The sequence below is a fragment of the Caballeronia sp. BR00000012568055 genome (assembly GCF_029439455.1).
In the GTDB taxonomy this organism is placed as follows: domain Bacteria; phylum Pseudomonadota; class Gammaproteobacteria; order Burkholderiales; family Burkholderiaceae; genus Caballeronia.
Window position 1 is genome coordinate 58,755 of sequence record NZ_JAQFVG010000358.1, and the last position, 16,814, is coordinate 75,568.

The window sequence follows — 16,814 nt, forward strand, 5'->3', positions numbered from 1 at the left end:
ATCAAACCAGTTCAATCCCCATCGCCGTCGCCTCACCACCACCGATACACAAACTCGCCACCCCGCGCTTCGCCCCACGCGCCCGCAACGCCCCAATCAACGTCACCAAAATTCGCGCGCCCGAAGCGCCAATCGGATGCCCAAGCGCACAAGCGCCGCCATTCACGTTCACACGATCATGCGGCAAATCATGCTCGCGCATCGCGGCCATCGTGACCACGGCGAACGCTTCGTTGATCTCGTACAAATCGACGTCACCAGAACGCCAGCCGTTCTTATCGAACAATTTGCGGATTGCACCGACCGGTGCGGTCGTGAACAACGCGGGCTGCTGCGCAAACGTGCTGTGTCCGACCACGCGCGCAAGCGGCGTCACGCCGAGCCGTTGAGCTGTCGATTCCCGCATCATCACCAACGCCGCCGCGCCATCCGATATCGACGATGAATCCGCCGCCGTCACCGTGCCATCCTTCGCGAACGCCGGCTTCAGCGACGGAATCTTGTCGATGTTCGCCTTGAACGGCTGCTCGTCGTGATCGATGACCGTATCGCCTTTGCGCGATGCGACCGTCACCGGCGCAATCTCCCACGCAAACGAACCATCCTCGTTCGCGCGCTTCGCCCGCCGCAAAGATTCCACCGCAAACGCATCCTGCGATTCCCGCGAAAACTCGTACGAAGACGCGCATTGCTCCGCGAACGTGCCCATCAGACGGCCTTTGTCGTACGCGTCCTCCAGCCCGTCGAGGAACATATGATCGAGCACCTGACCGTGTCCCATGCGCATGCCGCCGCGCGCTTTCGGCAGCAGATACGGCGCGTTTGTCATGCTTTCCATGCCGCCCGCGACGATCGCATCGACCGAACCGGCGAGCAACATATCGTGCGCGAACATCGCCGCGCGCATGCCCGAGCCGCACATCTTGTTGATGGTCGTGCAGCCCGTGCCGAGCGGCAAGCCGGCGCCAAGCGCCGCCTGACGCGCGGGCGCTTGCCCTTGTCCAGCAGGCAGCACGCAGCCCATGATGGCTTCATCGATTTGTTCGGGCTTTAAACCGGCGCGCTCGACCGCCGCGCGGATCGCCGCAGCGCCGAGTTCCGGCGCCGTCAGCGATGCGAAATCGCCCTGAAACGCTGCCATCGGCGTACGCGCCGCCGACACGATAACCACAGCATCACTCATGTTTCATCTCCTTGATAACGCTTTGTATGACGGCGGGCAGATCGCCCAGACGCGCGGCATCGGATGCGAGCACGTCGTTCTCCGCGCCATGCGCGCTGCCGCGGCCCAGCGCCGCGACGCATGACCGATACACCGGATCGATCTCGTCCTGCTTGCCGATCATCATGCCCATATTGCGCAGACGGCCATCGTGCACGCCGTAGGTCCAGCCGTGCACGGTCAAATCCTGTCCGCGCGCCCACGCGTCCCCGACGACGGTTGTGCGGCACACGTTGATGGTCTGCTCGATCGTATTCAGTTCCACCAATCGACGATGCCGCGCCTCGCCGACCGGCCATTCATCGAGCAAGGCCGCATGTTTCTCGCGCACATCCTCGACGTGACGCAGCCAGTTATCCGCGAGACCGACGCGCTTGCCGACCAGCGCCGCGCCCACGCCCGAGCAGCCGTAATGGCCGACGACCATGATGTGCTTCACCTTCAGCAAATCGACCGCGAACTGAATGACGGACAGACAGTTGAGATCCGAGTGCACCACCACATTGGCGATATTCCGATGCACGAACACTTCGCCCGGCGGCAAACCAATAATCTCGTTAGCGGGCACACGCGAATCCGCGCAACCGATCCACAAATATTCCGGCGTCTGCTGATGCGCGAGCCGCTCGAAGAACTGCGAATCTTCGCCGAGCTTGTGCGAAACCCAGTTCTCGTTATTGGTGAAAAGATGCGCGAGGGGATTGATGTCAGTCATGATGATTCAGCTTCAGGCGGTCTGCGCGAATTGCGCCGGATAGCGCACGCTGAAGCGCACCGCCTGATCGTAGGGAAAGAAATCGGCGAGTTCGCCGCGCTGCACTTGTTCCTTGTGATGCTGCCAGAGCGCGGGATCGAAGAAATCCGCGTGATGGCGCATAAAGGCTTCGCGCACGCGCGGGTCGCCGAGCAGGAACGTGTCGTAGGTTTCGGGAAAGATATCGTGCGGACCGACGCTGTACCACGGCTCGCCCGACATCTCGTCTTCTTCGTTGCGCGGCGGCGGCACGCGGCGCACGTTGCAATCGGTGAGATATTCGATCTCGTCGTAATCGTAAAAAACCACGCGTCCGTGCCGCGTGACGCCGAAGTTTTTATACAGCATGTCGCCGGGAAAGATATTGGCCTGAATCAATTGTTTGATGGCATCGCCATATTCCTTGATGCCGTGATCGATCTGCGCCGCGTCGCCGTTCTGCAAATACAGATTCAACGGCACCATGCGACGTTCGATATACACATGCCGGATCACGAGCTTGTCGCCTTCGTATTCGATCATCGAAGGCGCTTCTTTTTGCAGTTCGCGGATCAACGCGTCGTCGAGACGCGCGAGTGGCAAAGCGACGCTGGAATATTCGAGCGTATCGGCCATCCGGCCTAAACGATCATGCCGTTTGACGAGCAAATACTTGTCTTTGATCTTCTGCCGCGTGGTGTCCTTCGGCGGCGGAAACGCGTCCTTGATGAGCTTGAACACGTAAGGAAACGAAGGCAGCGTGAACACGATCATCACCAGCCCTTTGATGCCCGGCGCGATGATAAACCGATCGCTCGAATGCTTCAGATGATGCAGCAAGTCGCGATAAAACAGATTCTTTCCCTGCTTCTGCAAACCGACCGACGTATAGATTTCGCCCTTCGGTTTATGCGGCATGATCGTGCCGAGAAACTCCACATAAGCCGATGGCACTTCCATATCGACCAGAAAATACGAGTGCGAGAAACTGAAGATAATGAGCAATTGCTCGCGTGTCAGCAGCACGGTATCGAGCGCGAGCACGCGTGGCTGAACGTGGCGCACGGCAATGGCGAATGGCAACAGCGCGTCGCCATTGATGATTCGCCCGACGATATACGCCGCCTTGTTCCGATAAAACAGCGACGACAGCACATGAATCTGGAAATTCGGCGCGGGCGTGAAGGCGCCGAATTCATCGTGCATGGATTGCATCACGCACTGCACATCGCGCGATAAATCCTCGAATGGCGACGCCAATTGAAAGTTCGTGACAATACGCTCGAGCGTCGCGGCCAGCCCGTCTTTCTCGGGGTAATACGCGCGATACGTCGGCCTGGCGGCGGGTTCGTCGTTCTCGATATATTCGGTCGATATCACCGGCCGCACGAAGATAAAGTCATTGTTGAAATACGAGCGATGCAAAATCTGACAGCACACCGAATTAAAAAACGTTTCCGCGCATTCCGGCTGCCGATGCGTCGTCAACAAGCCGATGTAATGCAGCTTGATTTGCTGCCAGATATCGTCGTCGATATTTTCGGCGTCGTATTCATCTTCGAGACTCGTCACACATTCAGCCACCCGATCGTCATACGATGCAATGCGATCGCGCGCGAGCGTTTGAAGCGCGAGCCAGTCGCCTTCTTCGAAATATTGCTTGGCCTGAATCGCGGCATCGCGAAACACGCGGTAGTGGCGATTGAAACCATCGAGCAGCGTTTCGGCCACATCGAAACCGATTTGCGAGGAAAGCAGTTTCGGGAAGTGCTTCATGTGTTACGCAGCCTTCGGTTTGCGCCCGCGTTTTTCCGAATCTGCGCTCAATAACGCGCGCGCCTGATCTTCATATGCGGCGAGTTCCGCGAGCGTGGTGTCGAGGTCTTCGCGCTGACGTTCGAGCACTTCGCGGTGCGCGGCGATGGTATCGGCGAAGGCTTGAAGTTGCGCGGTGGTGCCGGTGGGGGAATCGTAGAGATCGAGCAGCGTGCGGATTTCCGAAAGCGTGAAGCCGAGCCGTTTGCCGCGCAAGGTGAGCTTCAAACGCGTGCGGTCGCGCGGCGAATACACGCGCCGCAGACCGTTCGAACCTTCGCGCGCGGGTGCGAGCAAGCCCTGATCTTCGTAGAAGCGAATGGCGCGCGGCGTGACATCGAATTCGCGCGCGAGTTCGGTGATGGTGAAGTGCATGGTGGACTGAGTCATCGCCGGGCGTGTTTTCTCGCGCAACGTTAGAATGTGGAAGTTAACGTTATCGTCAACTTGATCAAATTGCAACGCGGCGCAAACCCGGAGACACGGATCACATGAACGCACTCGAACATCAACTCGACTATGTTTTCGGCGATACCTTGCCCGAGGCCGGTCATGTGAAGGAAGTCGCGCCGGGCGTGTTGTGGCTGCGCATGCCGTTGCCGTTCGCGCTCGATCACATCAATCTCTGGCTGCTGCGCGATGAAATCGATGGCGTGCAAGGCTGGACCGTGGTCGATTGCGGCATTTCGGACGCCACGATCCGCAGCAACTGGGAACGCGTATTCGACGAAGCGCTCGACGGTCTGCCCGTGCTGCGCGTAATCGTCACGCATTGCCATCCGGACCATCTCGGCCTCGCGGACTGGATCTGCAACGGTGGCGACAAGCAGCGCTGGAACGTGCGCCTGTGGATATCGCTTGGCGAATACGCGATGGGCCGCGTGATGGCCGCAGGCGATGGCTCGAACGCAGGCGGCGAGCGCGCCGCGCTGCATTTCGCAACGCACGGCCTCACTGACGAAGCATCGCTCGATGCGTTACGCAAACGCGATAGCTATTACCCGACTCTCGTGCCATCGATCCCGCTCGAATACCGGCGCATTCGCGATGGCGATCGCATCGAAATTGGCGGGCGTGATTGGGAAGTAGTGTCGGGCTACGGTCACTCACCCGAACATAGCGCGCTGTACAACGCGCAAGACAAGCTGCTGATTTCCGGCGATATGGTCTTGCCGCGTATTTCGACGAACGTGTCGGTGTTCGGACTTGAACCGGAAGGCAATCCGCTTGCGCTGTATCTGGAATCGCTCGGGCGTTACGAATCGATGGCGGAGGACGTGCTTGCGTTGCCGTCGCATGGCAAGCCGTTTCGCGGCGTGAAGACGCGGATTGGTCAATTACGCGATCATCATCGCGCGCGTTTGGCGGAAGTGCGCGAGGCGTGCGCGGAAAAGCCATGCAGCGCGGCGGATATCGTGCCGCTCATGTTCAAACGCAAGCTCGATATCCATCAAATGACGTTCGCGCTCGGTGAAGCGCTGGCGCATCTGAATCTGCTCTGGCTCGATGGCACGCTGAAACGCCAGACCGGCGACGATGGCGTGATTCGGTTCGCGCCGGTCTGACTTCACTTACTGCACGCTCACCGCCCCAAAATTCACCCGCCCAAACTGACTCACGCTATACCCGCTGACGTTGCCCCGCGTCAGCGCATAAGCCGTCGGATAAACCAGCGGAATCCACACCGCCTGATCGTGGATGATCTTCTGCGCATCGATATAAGCCTTCGTGCGCTTGCTGACGTCAGCCGTGGTCTTGCCGTCTGAAATCGCCTTGTCGAGCGTTGGATCGCAGTATCGGGCGAAGTTGATGCCGGACTTCACCGCGTTGCAGCTAAAGAGTGGCGAAAGATAGTTGTCCGGATCGCCGTTGTCGCCGGCCCAGCCCATGAACAGCATATCGTGGTGGCCTTGCTTGGCTTCCTTGATCAGCTCGCCCCATTCGATCACCTTCACCTGCGCCTTCACGCCGATTTTCGCGAGATCGGCTTGCAGCAATTCCGCGCCGGCCTTCGGATTCGGATTGAGCACGCTGCCGTTCGGACGCACCCAGATCGTCGTCTCGAAACCGTTCGGCAAACCTGCATCGGCGAGCAGCTTTTTGGCGGCATCGGGCGAATACTTGTATGCAGCGATGTTCTTGTCGTAGCTCCACGTGTTCGGCGGGTACGGGTTCACCGCCGCCGTGCCCGTATTCTCGAACACGGTCTTCATATACGTCGTGCGATCGAACGCCATGTTGAGCGCCTGACGCACCTTCGGATTATCCAGCGGCTTCTTCTCCGTATTCAACGCGACGAAGGCCGTCATGAACGCGGGCGTTTCGCTGACCTTGAGCGACTTGTCCTTCTTCGCATCGAGCACGTCCTGCGGCTTCGGCGATAGCGCGATCTGGCATTCGCCCGCCTTGATCTTCTGCGCGCGCACGGTGGCGTCCGGCGTGATCGCGTAGATCAATCGATCGATCTTCGGCTTCGGTCCCCAGTACGTCGGATTCACGTCATAACGGATCACCGCGTCCTTCGTATAGCTCTTGAGCACGAACGGGCCGGTGCCGATCGGCTTGGCATTCAGATCGTTTTGCTGATTGGCCTTGAGCAACTTGTCCGCATATTCCGACGAATAGATCGATGCGAAGCCCATCGTGAGAATCGGCACGAAGGTGGCGTTCGGCTCGTTCAGTTCGAACTTGACGGTTTGATCGTCCACTTTGCTGACGGACTTGATCAGCTTCACGAGACCCATCGACTGTGCGTGCGGGAAGCCGCTCGCGCCCGCAACCTTGTGCCACGGATTGCTGTCGGACAGCATGCGTTCGAAGGTGAAGACGACGTCATCGGCATTGAGCGCGCGCGTCGGCTTGAACCAGTCGGCGGTCTGAAACTGCACGTTCGGACGCAGATGGAACGTGACGCTCAGGCCGTCGCTGCTGACGTCCCACTTGTCTGCGAGCGCGGGCACGACTTTCTTCTGCGCTTCATCGTAGGACACGAGCGTATTGAAGATGACATCCGCCGATGCATTGGTCGTTACCAGCGAATTGAATTGCACGACATCGAAACCATCCGGGCTCGATTCGGTACACACGGTCAGCGGCTTGGCAAACGCCAGAACCGGAGACAAGGCCAAAGCTACGGCAGCGAATTGTTTCAGACGCATGAGATCTCCCGTGACCCTGGGTCACACAACGGTATAGCGGATTGTTTTTGTGGCGTTCGTATGACTTGGCGCGAAAGAATGTCCGACAAAAGAGCAAGCATCGCGCCCGCGCGGCCAGATTAGCGAAATGATCGATGATCGACAACGATTCGATCGACATACGCATATATTCGCGGCTTGCCGAGTCGGGCCGCATCAGGCTAAACTTGCGCCGTCTTTGGGGAGTAGCCTTCCTTCCGCAATGGGAGGAGAACGCGTCAACATCCTCGGCTATCGTGCCGTGGCGCGTTCGACCGGTCCGGTTTGGCGAGACCATCGATGCGGCATGTCGTTCCTGGTCGGACGAGGCATGGCGCATCGTGGTTCGCTGACGTCCGACCTCGGAAACATCGTGTCCCCACAAAAACTATATCTTCCCCTCGCGCGGTTGCACGCGCGTCTCTCGCACGCGCTTCATCGCTCATTTTTTTGTTCGATGCGAGGTGCCGCATGACGTGGCTATTCATCGAACTCGCGTTGATGCTCGCGGTCATTCTGATCGCCTCCGAACTCTTCACCAATGCGCTCGAACATCTCGGCGAACGGCTCGGCATTTCCGAAGGCGTGACCGGTTCGCTGTTCGCCGCGGTCGGCACGGCGCTGCCTGAAACCACGGTGCCGATCATCGCGTTATTGGGCGGCACGCCGAGCCGCGCGGTCAACGAGGAAATCGGCGTCGGCGCGATTCTCGGCGCGCCGTTGATGCTGGCCACGCTGTCCACGTTTCTGATGACGCTGGCCATCATCAAGTCGCGCGGTTTGAAAGGGCGCGTGGTGCCCGAGCGCACGGGTTTCACGCGCGATCTCAACTTCTTCCTGTTCGCATTCCTGATCGCCTGCGGCGCGATGTTCGTGCCGCATCACGCGTGGGAAGTGCGCGCGTTGTTCTCGGCGGGATTGGTCGGCGTGTACGTGACGTATGTGATCTGCACGTTCCGCGCGTCGGCGTCATTGGTCGAAAGCGGGCACGGCACGGAAGCGCCGGAAGCGTTGTTCATCACGCGCATCGGTCTGAAGACGTCGCTTGGGTCGATCATGTTGCAGTTTCTGATCGGCATCGTGTTGCTGGTCGGCGGCGCGAAGGGCTTCATTCACGGCGTCGAAGGCGTGTCGCAGGTGTTGGGCGTGTCGGCGCTGCTGCTGTCGCTGATCATCATTCCGATTGCCACCGAGTTGCCGGAGAAGGTGAACAGCATCATCTGGGCGCGTCGCGGCAAGGACACGCTCGCGTTCGGCAATATCACCGGCGCGATGGTGTTTCAGGGCACGTTGCTGCCCGCGATCGGCATTATGTTGACGCCGTGGGAACCGCGTATCGAAGTGCTGACGGGCGTATTGATTACGCTGGCCGCTGCCGCGTGGCTGCGGTTCAATGCACGGGTGAATGGGGTGGTGCTGTGGGCGTTGCTGGGGAATGGCGCGCTTTATGTGGCGTATTTGACGTTGACGCTTGGGCGCTAATCACGCGCTAGTCACACGGTAATCAGCCCTCCAAATAAAAAATGCCCGCACGAGGCGGGCATCAAGAGCGAAGCCGCGCCTCTGATCCTGGCGCGTCGTTCTTGTTGTTCTTATTAAGGTTATCGGAGCGTGGCGGGGAAACTTTAGCCGCCCGCTTCGATTTTTTACGATACCCCTTCGACCGACCGTTCACGCACGTCGGACGCACCGCGCGCGTTCATCGATTCGGCCTGCTGCGTCAGCATTTCGATCATGCTGCAATCGAATGTCGGGATGCCAAGGCGCTTCGTTACATCCAGCCGCTCGCGGAAGCTATCGTCGATGAAAATCGCGTCCGGCTCGGCGATGTAATCCGCCTTGCTCTCGCCGTCGCGCAGATGAATCACACGATCGAACAATCCGCTCAGGCGATGCCGCCGCAGCGTCGCATTCAAATCCGACGCGTGTCGCGTAATCAGATTCACGCGCTTGCCCGCGTTGAGGCACTGGAAAATCAGCGCGACAAGACGCGTGTTGACGGCGTCGCCAAGAATCAGCGTGTCGTCCAGATCGACATACAGCGTGGCAAAGGAAATTGAATGCCGATAACGATTCACCAGCGCGCGATCGATTTCCACTTCACCGGGATTCACCAGAATGCCGAGCGGTTTGCGTTCGTGCTCGAAAATGCTCATCAGCGGAAAATTCACGCCAGTCACGCGATGCAGCGCCATCGCGCCCGCAATTCGCGGTGCGACTTCGAGCAGCGTCAGTTCGCCGTTCGCGGCGCGCTTGAGCTGAAAAAACCACGCGCCGCGCAGACCAAGACGCGCGCCGATTTTCGCGGCAAGCGCGGGCACGCCTTCGATATCCTGCGTGATCGAATTCACCGAAATGCCGTTGCGCACGCGCCTGCGTCCGCGCGCCTGCGCGAACAGCAGACCACGCTCGCGGTCGGAGAAGCAATCGACCGTGTATTCCTCGCCCGGCAAAAATTCGCAGATGATCGATCCGGGCACGTCCGCAAGCGCCGCATCCAGTTGTTCGCGATTCTCGATACGCCGCGCCCCGAACGATCCCTGCCCGCGATCCGGCTTCACGAAGACGGGAAAACGATCGACATCGGCGGCATCGGCATAAAGATGCGGCACCGCGACGATGCCCGTCAGCGCCGCATAGGTCTGCGACTTCGAGCGCGTGATTTCGCACGCCTCACGCGGCGAAGTGATGACCGCGGCGCTCAACTGATCCGAGACGCGCGACAGCGCCACGATGACATCGTCATATGCCGGAATGATGTAGTCGATCGACAGCGTTTCGCACAGATCCTGCAACGCGGGCAGCCAGTTCGGATCGCCGATATGCGGCAGGCGATGGTACTCGCCATACGCAAACTTGCCGTGATTGGGAATGTCCTGTCCCGCGCCGAACAGCCGGACTTCCTTGCAATCCTTCAGCGCGTGTTGAATCTCCAGGCCGATCTCGGTGCCCGCCGGAAACACCAGCACATGACGCGCGCTCATTTGATCCCCGCGATGACGTCGCAGATGCGATCGACCTGAGCCGCCGTGAGGTCGGCGAACATCGGCAGACAAAGGATGCGCCGCGACGCCTGCGTGGCGACCGGCAGATTCTCTTTGTTGGCGGAAGGCAAACCGCGATACATCGGGAATTCGGAGATCAGCGGGTAGAAGTAGCGGCGTGCGTAGATATCGTGTTGCTTGAAGTGATCGTAGAGCGCGTCGCGGTCGATCGGGAAATCGTCTTCGACCTGAATGGCGAAGTACGCGTGATTGGCGACCTTCTCGCTGCCCTTCGGCAGACAGCGGATGCCGCGCACGCCGGCCAGCCGCTCGCGATATTGGGCGTCGAAATCCGCGCGGCGCGCGAGTGCGTGATCGATATGTTTGAGCTGCAACATGCCGAAAGCCGCGTTGATTTCGCTCATCTTGCCGTTGATGCCGGGCGCGACCACCGTCACTTCATCGACGAAACCGAAGTTCTTCAGGTGATCGATGCGCTGCTTGGTCTTCGCGTCCGGGCAGATGATCGCGCCGCCTTCGAAGGTGTTGAAGACCTTGGTCGCGTGAAAGCTCAGCACGGACAGATCGCCGTTCGACAGTACGCTGCCGTTTTCCGTCTGCACGCCGAACGCGTGCGCGGCGTCGTAGATCACCTTCAGGTTGTAGTTGTCGGCGATCTTCTGAATCGCATCGACGTTGCACGGGCGGCCGTAGCAGTGAACCGGCATGATCGCCGTGGTCTGCGGCGTGATCGCAGCTTCGATGCGCGCCGGGTCGAGATTGAGCGTGTTCGGATCGACATCGACGAATACGGGTTTGATCCCGTTCCACAGCAGCGAGTGCGCGGTCGCCACGAACGAGTAGGGCGTCGTGATGACTTCGCCGGTGATGCGCAGCGCCTGAAGCGCGGTCACCAGCGCGAGCGTGCCGTTGGCGAACAGCGAAAGATGCGGCACACCGAGGTATTCGCACAGCGCGCGCTCGAACTGCTGATGGAACGGTCCGGCGTTCGTCAGCACCTTGCTCGACCAGATTTCTTCGAGATAAGGCAGGAATTCGTTCAGCGGCGGGAGATAAGGCTGAGTGACATAGATGCGGTCACTCACCAGATTCGTTGTGGCTTGCGACGGAAGGCTGGCGGTCATGGCGTGCCCCTTACGAATTCACGGATGGCAAAGCGTCTGCGCTCGGCAGGCTGACTTCGAAAGATTCGGTGGCTTGTCCCTTGCACCAGCGCGTCCAGATCGTGCGCAAGGCTTGCGACAAACCGGCTGCGACTTTTGCGGGCTGGAATGCGGCGGATTGCGTGCATCGTTCGCGCAGGCTGGTTCGCAGTGCGTTGAGCGCGACGGTATCGCGCGACAGGGCGATTGCTTTTTCGACGAAATCGTCGCGATCGCGTGCAATGAATTCGCTCAATCCGACGTGGCTGAGCCAGCAGGCGCTGCCGCGGCTCGCCAGCGTGTCGCCGGGAATCGTGACGGTCGGCACGCCCATCCATAAGGCGTTGAGCGTGGTCGTCGAACCGGCGTACGGGAAGGCGTCGAGACACAGATCGACTTGATGATGCTGCTGCAGATACACCGGCACGCCCGCGCGCGGACGGAACGCCAGCCGCGATGCGTCGATGCCTTCGGCGGCGAACCAGTCGAGGAACTGCTTGCGGTCGAGATCGCGTCCGGTGGCGCCCAGAATCATGCGCGAGGTCGGATCGGCATGGAGCACGCGCGCCCACACCGCGATCACATCCGGACGCAGCTTGTTGAGCCGGTTGAAGCTGCCGTAGGTGATATAGCCGTTGTGCAGCGCGGGCAGGCCATTGACCGGCGGGCAATGCTGCGGCGGCATGAACGGCGCGATGGCGGGCAAACGGATGATCTTTTCCAGATACTGCTTTTCGAACTCACCTTCCGGCGCGATGAAACGATCCGCGATCTGATAATCCATCGCTTTCAAACCCGTGGTCGCCGGATAGCCGATCCACGAAACCTGCACGGGCGCGGGCTTGCGCGCCAGCGCGACGAGCCGGTTGCGCCCGGTGTGGCCCGACAGATCGATCAGGATATCGATACGATCGCGGCGCACCTGTGCGGCGAAGGCTTCGTTGGTGAGGCCGGTGACTTCCTGCCAGCTATCGGCCCAGCCGCGCAGCAGGTCGGTGGTTGCATCGACACGCGGGTCGTTTTGATAGAAGTGCAGCGAAAGGCTCGCGTCCTCGGTGAGATGGCGAATCACCGGCACGAGATAGGACGAAACCGCGTGATTGAACAAGTCGCCCGAAACCAGGCCGATACGCAGTTGCCGTTCGGTGTCGCGGTTGTTGGTGTGCTCCGGCCAAAGCGCGCGCACGCGTTCTTCGTGGCGCGCGCCGAAGACGCCGTGCTGTTCGCGCAGATCGTCCGGCGTGATGTTTTCGTTGTGCGTCAGGCAGAACAGCATATTGCTGTGCGAGACGTCGTCCATCGGATTGAGTTCGATGGCGCGGCGAAAGCTTTCCTCGGCGGCACGCATTACGCCTTGTTCGAGCAGGATGAACCCGAGCGCGCTGTGTCCCGCCGCGACATTCGGCGCCAGCTCGATAGCCCGTCTGGCCGTGATGATCGCCGCGTCCGAGCGGCCTTGCGTGGCTTGAGCGAGCGCCAGCAGGCGATGCCCTTCCGCGTGCTGCGGATCGACGGCCAGCAGCGCGCGCGCGGCGGCTTCGCACTCGGCGGAACGGCCCAGCAGGCGCAGCGTATCGGCGAGCAGCAAATGCGTGATCGGATCGGCGGGCAGCATGGCCAGCGTTTTCCGCGCGGTTTCGATGGCTTCGAGGAAATCGCCGTGCTTGTGCAGGGAAATGGTCAGTGCGCGCCACGTCATGCCGTCCGACGGATAGCGTTTCACCAGCTTGCGCGCCGCCGTGACGGCTTCGGTGAAGCGGCTCTTGGCGAAGTGCATCGCGTGCTGATCCAGCTCGTGCTTGCTGGCGCGGCGGCCGTTATCGGCGGGTTTTTGTTCCGGCGTGCCGGGTTGCGCCGCGGCTTCGAGCGTGATTTGAATCGGCTGCGCGCCATTGGCGCTGGTCTGGAGCGCAACGCCGGGCGTGGCCATCTGCAAAATCAGGCCGTCGAGCGCCGGACCATGCACGCCCTGTTTCTGCGCGATTTCCACCGCGATCCACGCCGCAGCGGTCTGCCCGCTCTCACGCAGCGCGTTGATATAGCTGACCCAGTAATTGCCGTTGTTCGGCGCAATGCCGAGCGCGGTTTCGAATAGCGCGATGGCATCGGCGGGGCGGTCGGTCTGCACTTTCAGGACCGCGAGGTTGTAGTTCGCGTCGCCATGATTCGGCACCGCGCCGATGATGGCTTCGTAGAGCGCTTCGGCATCGTCGAAGCGCTCTTCGGTGTGATGCTCGATCGCGCTCTGCATGACCAGCGCGATATCGTGCTCGAACTGTTGTTCGGGCGTGAGCGTCGCGGCGGCGGGCGTCAGGGAAATTTCAGTCATGGCATGGCGCGTTTAGGATGTAGACGGATTATCCCGTCGGTCCCGCGCCGCCGAAGCCGGGAGAAAGCACCAAAAATCCCGCCAAATTGAGCAATCGGCGGCCAATGAAAAAAGCCCTCGCGTGGAGGGCTTCGAGTCTGAATCGGCTTGCGCAGCCTTACAGCGACGCGGTCCGCTGATACATGCCGACGCTTTTTACACGGCCCATCGCGGCGCGATATTCCGTTTGCAGCGTGTCCTGCGCCTCGCGTGCGCGCGTGAACAAGGTCGCGGCGCTCGCCTGAATGCGGCGGATCGATTCCATCGCTTCGGGCGTCTGCTCCGGGCTCAGGCGATGCAGCAGCGCCGTGCGCTCGTCGGCGAGTTGCGCGGCGCGGGTCCAGTCGAGCATCGTGGCGGCGAATTCGATTTCCTGCGTCTTCGCCAGCAATGCTTCGATCAGTTTTGCCTGGTCCATGCGTTCCATGTTCATCGCTCCCGCTTAGCTCTTGGCCGTGGCCAGCGCGCCTGCGCTGTTGGTGCCGCCGAACAACTGCGTCAGATATTGCGAGTTGTTGTTCATCGTCGCCATCAGCGTGTTCAGCGCGGTGAACTGCGCCTGATACTGCGCCGTCAATTGCGATGTGTACGTCGCCAGATTCGACTGCTGCGTTGTGAGATTGGTCAGGTCCTTGTTCAGCACCGTCGTGCGCGCCGCGATGATGCCGGTCGTTGAGGTGAACGAGGTGACCGCATCGTTCAATTGCTTGCCGATACCGTTGGTCGCGTTGAACAGCGAATTCACCGTCGATGCATTGGTGGTCAGCGCAGTGTTGAGCTTGGTGCTGTCGAGCGCGAGCGTGCCGTCCGCGTTCAGCGAAATGCCGATCGACGCCAGGCTCGAGGTCGTGCCGCCCGACGTCACGCCATGCGCGATGATCGACGACACCGTGCTCTTGACCGAGTTCAGCGTCGAATCGCCGAGCAGCGGGCCTTGCGACGACGCGGTGGAATCGTATTTGGTCAGCGTGCTCATCGTCGTGACGAGCGTGTTGTAGAGGCTGACGAAGTTGCTGATCGCGCTCGACTGGCTGCTGGTGTCGGAGGCGATCGTCAAGGTTTGCGAATTATTCGCGGAGTTCGCGGCGGCGGCGCTCAGGTTGATCGTCACGCCCGCGATGGCCGAGTTGATCGCGTTGGTCGAACTCGTGCCCGCAATGCCGTTGATGCTGTACGACGCGTCTTGCGCCGCCGTGCTCTGCGTCCACGCCGAAGCCGTGTTCGCCGAGGTAATCGTCGATGCACCGCCCGTGCTGCTTGCCGTCGAGGTCACGCCGAGACTGGACAGGCCGCCCGAGTCGTCGGTGATGTTGCTGGTCGAGACGCTGATCGCGTTGGCCGAACCCGTCGTAGTGGAGCGCAGCACGATATGCGCGCCGTCCGTACCGTTGACGATAGTCGCCGTCACGCCCGGATTGTCGGACGCGCCGTTGATCGCCGCCGCGATGCCGGACAGCGTGTTGTTGGTGCTATCGACACTGATGCTGCTCGACTTGCCGCCCACGGAAACCGTAAGCGTGCCCGCGCCGAGCGCAGTGGATGCGCCGAATGCCGCGGACGACAAGGCTTGCGAAGAAGCCACGTTGTTGACCGCGATCGAATAAGAGCCAGCGACAGCGCCGGCAGCCGCGGTCGCGGTAATGCCGGTGCCGCTCATGGTGGCGGTGTACTTGGTGGCGGACGTGCCATCCGATAACGTCGATAAACCGGTCTGCAACGCGCTCAACGCGGACGACAGCGTGCCGTACGCGGAAATCTGCGTGTTGTCGGAACTGGCCTGGTTTGCGAGCGTGGCGGTCTGGCCGGCGACCTTCGCATTGACGAGGGTGGAGACCAGCGAGCTGACGTCCATGCTCGAATTGCCGGTCGAGCCGCTGATGATCGACTGCGCGGCTTGTTGCAGAGCGGTCTGATCGGCACTGGTCGACGAAACGGTTGACATCGTAATGCTCCGTGGTTCGGAAATTCAGTAAAACAGACGATGATCGGGAGCGCATCGACATCAATATGCTTCGCGCGCGTGCAACCGATCCCGTGAAACAAATGCGTGTTGGGAGGCGAGCCTCCCAACATTTGCTGCTTTTTACTGCGCCGCCCGTCGGAGCGCGGCGCTTTTCTACTTCGTCAAACTTAGCCGAGCAGCTTCAGAACTTGCTGCGGTGCCGAGTTCGCTTGCGCCAGAACCGAGATACCTGCTTGTTGCAGAACCTGAGCCTTCGACAGATTCGCCGTTTCTTGCGCGAAGTTGGCGTCGGTGATTTGCGACTGAGCCGAGGACAAGTCCGTCGAAACAGCCTGCTGCGACGAAGCGATTGCCGTGAAGCGGTTTTGTGCTGCGCCGAGCTGAGCTTGCAGGTTGTTCACCGTGGTCAGCGCGTTGTCGATCGAAACCATCGCGACGTTTGCACCGCTCACCGTGCTGATGTCGAGGTTCGACACGTTAGCCGGCTTGTTGACCTTGTTGATCTGCGCCACGGCGTTGCTGATTGCCGTGAGCGAAGCTGCCGACATACCCGAGCTGGTTGCGCCCGAGCTGAGTGCCAGCGTGGTGATCGGAGCCGTTGCCGAGCCGCCGGTCGTGCCTGCGCTGAAAATCGTGTTGGCGACTGTGCTGGTCAGTGCCGTGCCGTTCTGGTCGGTGAACGTGAAGCCGCCCGAACCGTCGGACACGACGTTGACCGCCGTGATCGATGCGCTCGAAGCCGTGCTCGTGTAAGCGCCGGTGGACGACAGTTGCAGGCCGCTGACCGTGCCGACCGTTTGACCCTTCGCCACCACGCCGCCGCCGAGGCTGTTCGCCGACATGCTGCCCGACAGATCGAGGTTGATCGTCTGACCGACGTTCGCGCCGACCTGGAAGTTCACGATGCCAGCCGAGCCATCGAGAATGTTCGTGCCGTTGTACGTCGTTTGCGACGCGATACGGTTCACTTCCTGAATTTGCTGCGAAACTTCTTGTTGCAGCGCGGCCTGGTCGCTCGACGACATCGTGCCCGTCGAAGCTTGCACAGCCAGCGTACGGATACGTTGCAGGCTGGAGGTCAGCGAGGACAGTGCGCTGGACGCCGTCTGGACCATCGACACGCCGTCGTTCGCATTCGACACGCCTTGGTTCAGGCCGTTGATCTGCGTTTGCATACGGGTGGAGATCGCGAGACCTGCTGCGTCGTCTGCTGCGCTGTTGATGCGCTTGCCCGACGAGAGACGCGAAATAGCCGACGACAGGGCGCTCTGCGTGTTGTTCAGGTTGTTCTGAGCGACGAGCGAGTTGATATTGCTATTGATACCGATCATTTTAAATTTCTCCTTGGGAGATAAGTCTGGCTTTGGCTTAACACCGATTTTGCTTCTTA

General features: G+C 60.5%; 13 protein-coding genes and 1 riboswitch. Of the genes, 2 read left to right on the forward strand and 11 right to left on the reverse strand.

Translation table 11 applies throughout. From position 1 onward, the window contains the following. Position 1: 1 nt before the first annotated feature. The 4 genes from P7F28_RS32055 to P7F28_RS32070 are packed head-to-tail and all read right to left on the reverse strand — an operon-like array spanning position 2 to position 4,160. The gene (locus P7F28_RS32055; RefSeq protein ID WP_277189307.1) at positions 2 to 1,183 is read right to left on the reverse strand and encodes an acetyl-CoA C-acetyltransferase; all 1,182 of its coding nucleotides are present in this window, start codon (positions 1,181 to 1,183) and stop codon (positions 2 to 4) included. Beyond that, on the reverse strand, positions 1,176 to 1,937 hold the full coding sequence (gene can, locus P7F28_RS32060) for a carbonate dehydratase (RefSeq protein ID WP_306806112.1): 762 nt from the start codon (positions 1,935 to 1,937) through the stop codon (positions 1,176 to 1,178). Before can ends, P7F28_RS32055 begins: the two co-directional genes overlap by 8 nt. 12 nt (positions 1,938 to 1,949) lie before the next feature. Then, the gene (gene aceK, locus P7F28_RS32065) at positions 1,950 to 3,731 is read right to left on the reverse strand and encodes a bifunctional isocitrate dehydrogenase kinase/phosphatase (RefSeq protein ID WP_277189308.1); all 1,782 of its coding nucleotides are present in this window, start codon (positions 3,729 to 3,731) and stop codon (positions 1,950 to 1,952) included. Positions 3,732 to 3,734: 3 nt separating this feature from the next. After that, positions 3,735 to 4,160, reverse strand: a complete 426-nt coding sequence (locus tag P7F28_RS32070) for a MerR family DNA-binding transcriptional regulator (protein ID WP_277189309.1) — start codon at positions 4,158 to 4,160, stop codon at positions 3,735 to 3,737. A 101-nt stretch (positions 4,161 to 4,261) separates the two neighbouring features. On the opposite strand from P7F28_RS32070, the gene P7F28_RS32075 reads away from it, so the two are divergent. Beyond that, positions 4,262 to 5,335 (forward strand): MBL fold metallo-hydrolase, encoded by a 1,074-nt coding sequence (locus P7F28_RS32075; RefSeq protein WP_277189310.1) that lies wholly within the window; start codon positions 4,262 to 4,264, stop codon positions 5,333 to 5,335. A 6-nt stretch (positions 5,336 to 5,341) separates the two neighbouring features. Here P7F28_RS32075 and P7F28_RS32080 read toward each other — a convergent pair whose 3' ends face one another. Beyond that, complete coding sequence (locus P7F28_RS32080; RefSeq protein ID WP_277189311.1) at positions 5,342 to 6,928, reverse strand: ABC transporter substrate-binding protein; 1,587 nt, start codon at positions 6,926 to 6,928, stop codon at positions 5,342 to 5,344. 207 nt (positions 6,929 to 7,135) lie between these two features. Beyond that, a riboswitch (yybP-ykoY riboswitch) is annotated at positions 7,136 to 7,304 on the forward strand. Between the two features lie 113 nt (positions 7,305 to 7,417). Between P7F28_RS32080 and P7F28_RS32085 the strand changes: the two genes are divergently transcribed. After that, positions 7,418 to 8,428 carry a sodium:calcium antiporter gene (locus P7F28_RS32085; protein WP_277189312.1) on the forward strand — a complete coding sequence of 337 codons (1,011 nt, stop codon included), beginning with the start codon at positions 7,418 to 7,420 and terminating at the stop codon, positions 8,426 to 8,428. Between the two features lie 164 nt (positions 8,429 to 8,592). Here the strand turns inward: P7F28_RS32085 and P7F28_RS32090 are convergent, their stop codons facing one another. The 6 genes from P7F28_RS32090 to P7F28_RS32115 form a co-directional block, all read right to left on the reverse strand. Further along, on the reverse strand, positions 8,593 to 9,930 hold the full coding sequence (locus P7F28_RS32090) for an ATP-grasp domain-containing protein (protein WP_277189313.1): 1,338 nt from the start codon (positions 9,928 to 9,930) through the stop codon (positions 8,593 to 8,595). Then, positions 9,927 to 11,075, reverse strand: coding sequence for a dTDP-4-amino-4,6-dideoxy-D-glucose aminotransferase VioA (gene vioA / locus P7F28_RS32095; RefSeq protein ID WP_306806113.1), 1,149 nt, complete (start codon positions 11,073 to 11,075; stop codon positions 9,927 to 9,929). The genes P7F28_RS32090 and vioA overlap by 4 nt, the downstream gene beginning before the upstream one ends. A gap of 10 nt (positions 11,076 to 11,085) precedes the next feature. Beyond that, positions 11,086 to 13,422: a tetratricopeptide repeat protein gene (locus P7F28_RS32100; protein ID WP_277189314.1), complete on the reverse strand. Its 2,337-nt coding sequence runs from the start codon at positions 13,420 to 13,422 to the stop codon at positions 11,086 to 11,088. A gap of 157 nt (positions 13,423 to 13,579) precedes the next feature. Beyond that, positions 13,580 to 13,888, reverse strand: a complete 309-nt coding sequence (gene fliT / locus P7F28_RS32105; RefSeq protein WP_277189315.1) for a flagellar protein FliT — start codon at positions 13,886 to 13,888, stop codon at positions 13,580 to 13,582. Between the two features lie 15 nt (positions 13,889 to 13,903). Next, a complete protein-coding gene (gene fliD / locus P7F28_RS32110; RefSeq protein ID WP_277189316.1) occupies positions 13,904 to 15,403 on the reverse strand; it encodes a flagellar filament capping protein FliD in 1,500 nt (499 codons plus the stop codon). A gap of 188 nt (positions 15,404 to 15,591) precedes the next feature. After that, complete coding sequence (locus P7F28_RS32115) at positions 15,592 to 16,755, reverse strand: flagellin (protein WP_277189317.1); 1,164 nt, start codon at positions 16,753 to 16,755, stop codon at positions 15,592 to 15,594. Positions 16,756 to 16,814: the final 59 nt, after the last annotated feature.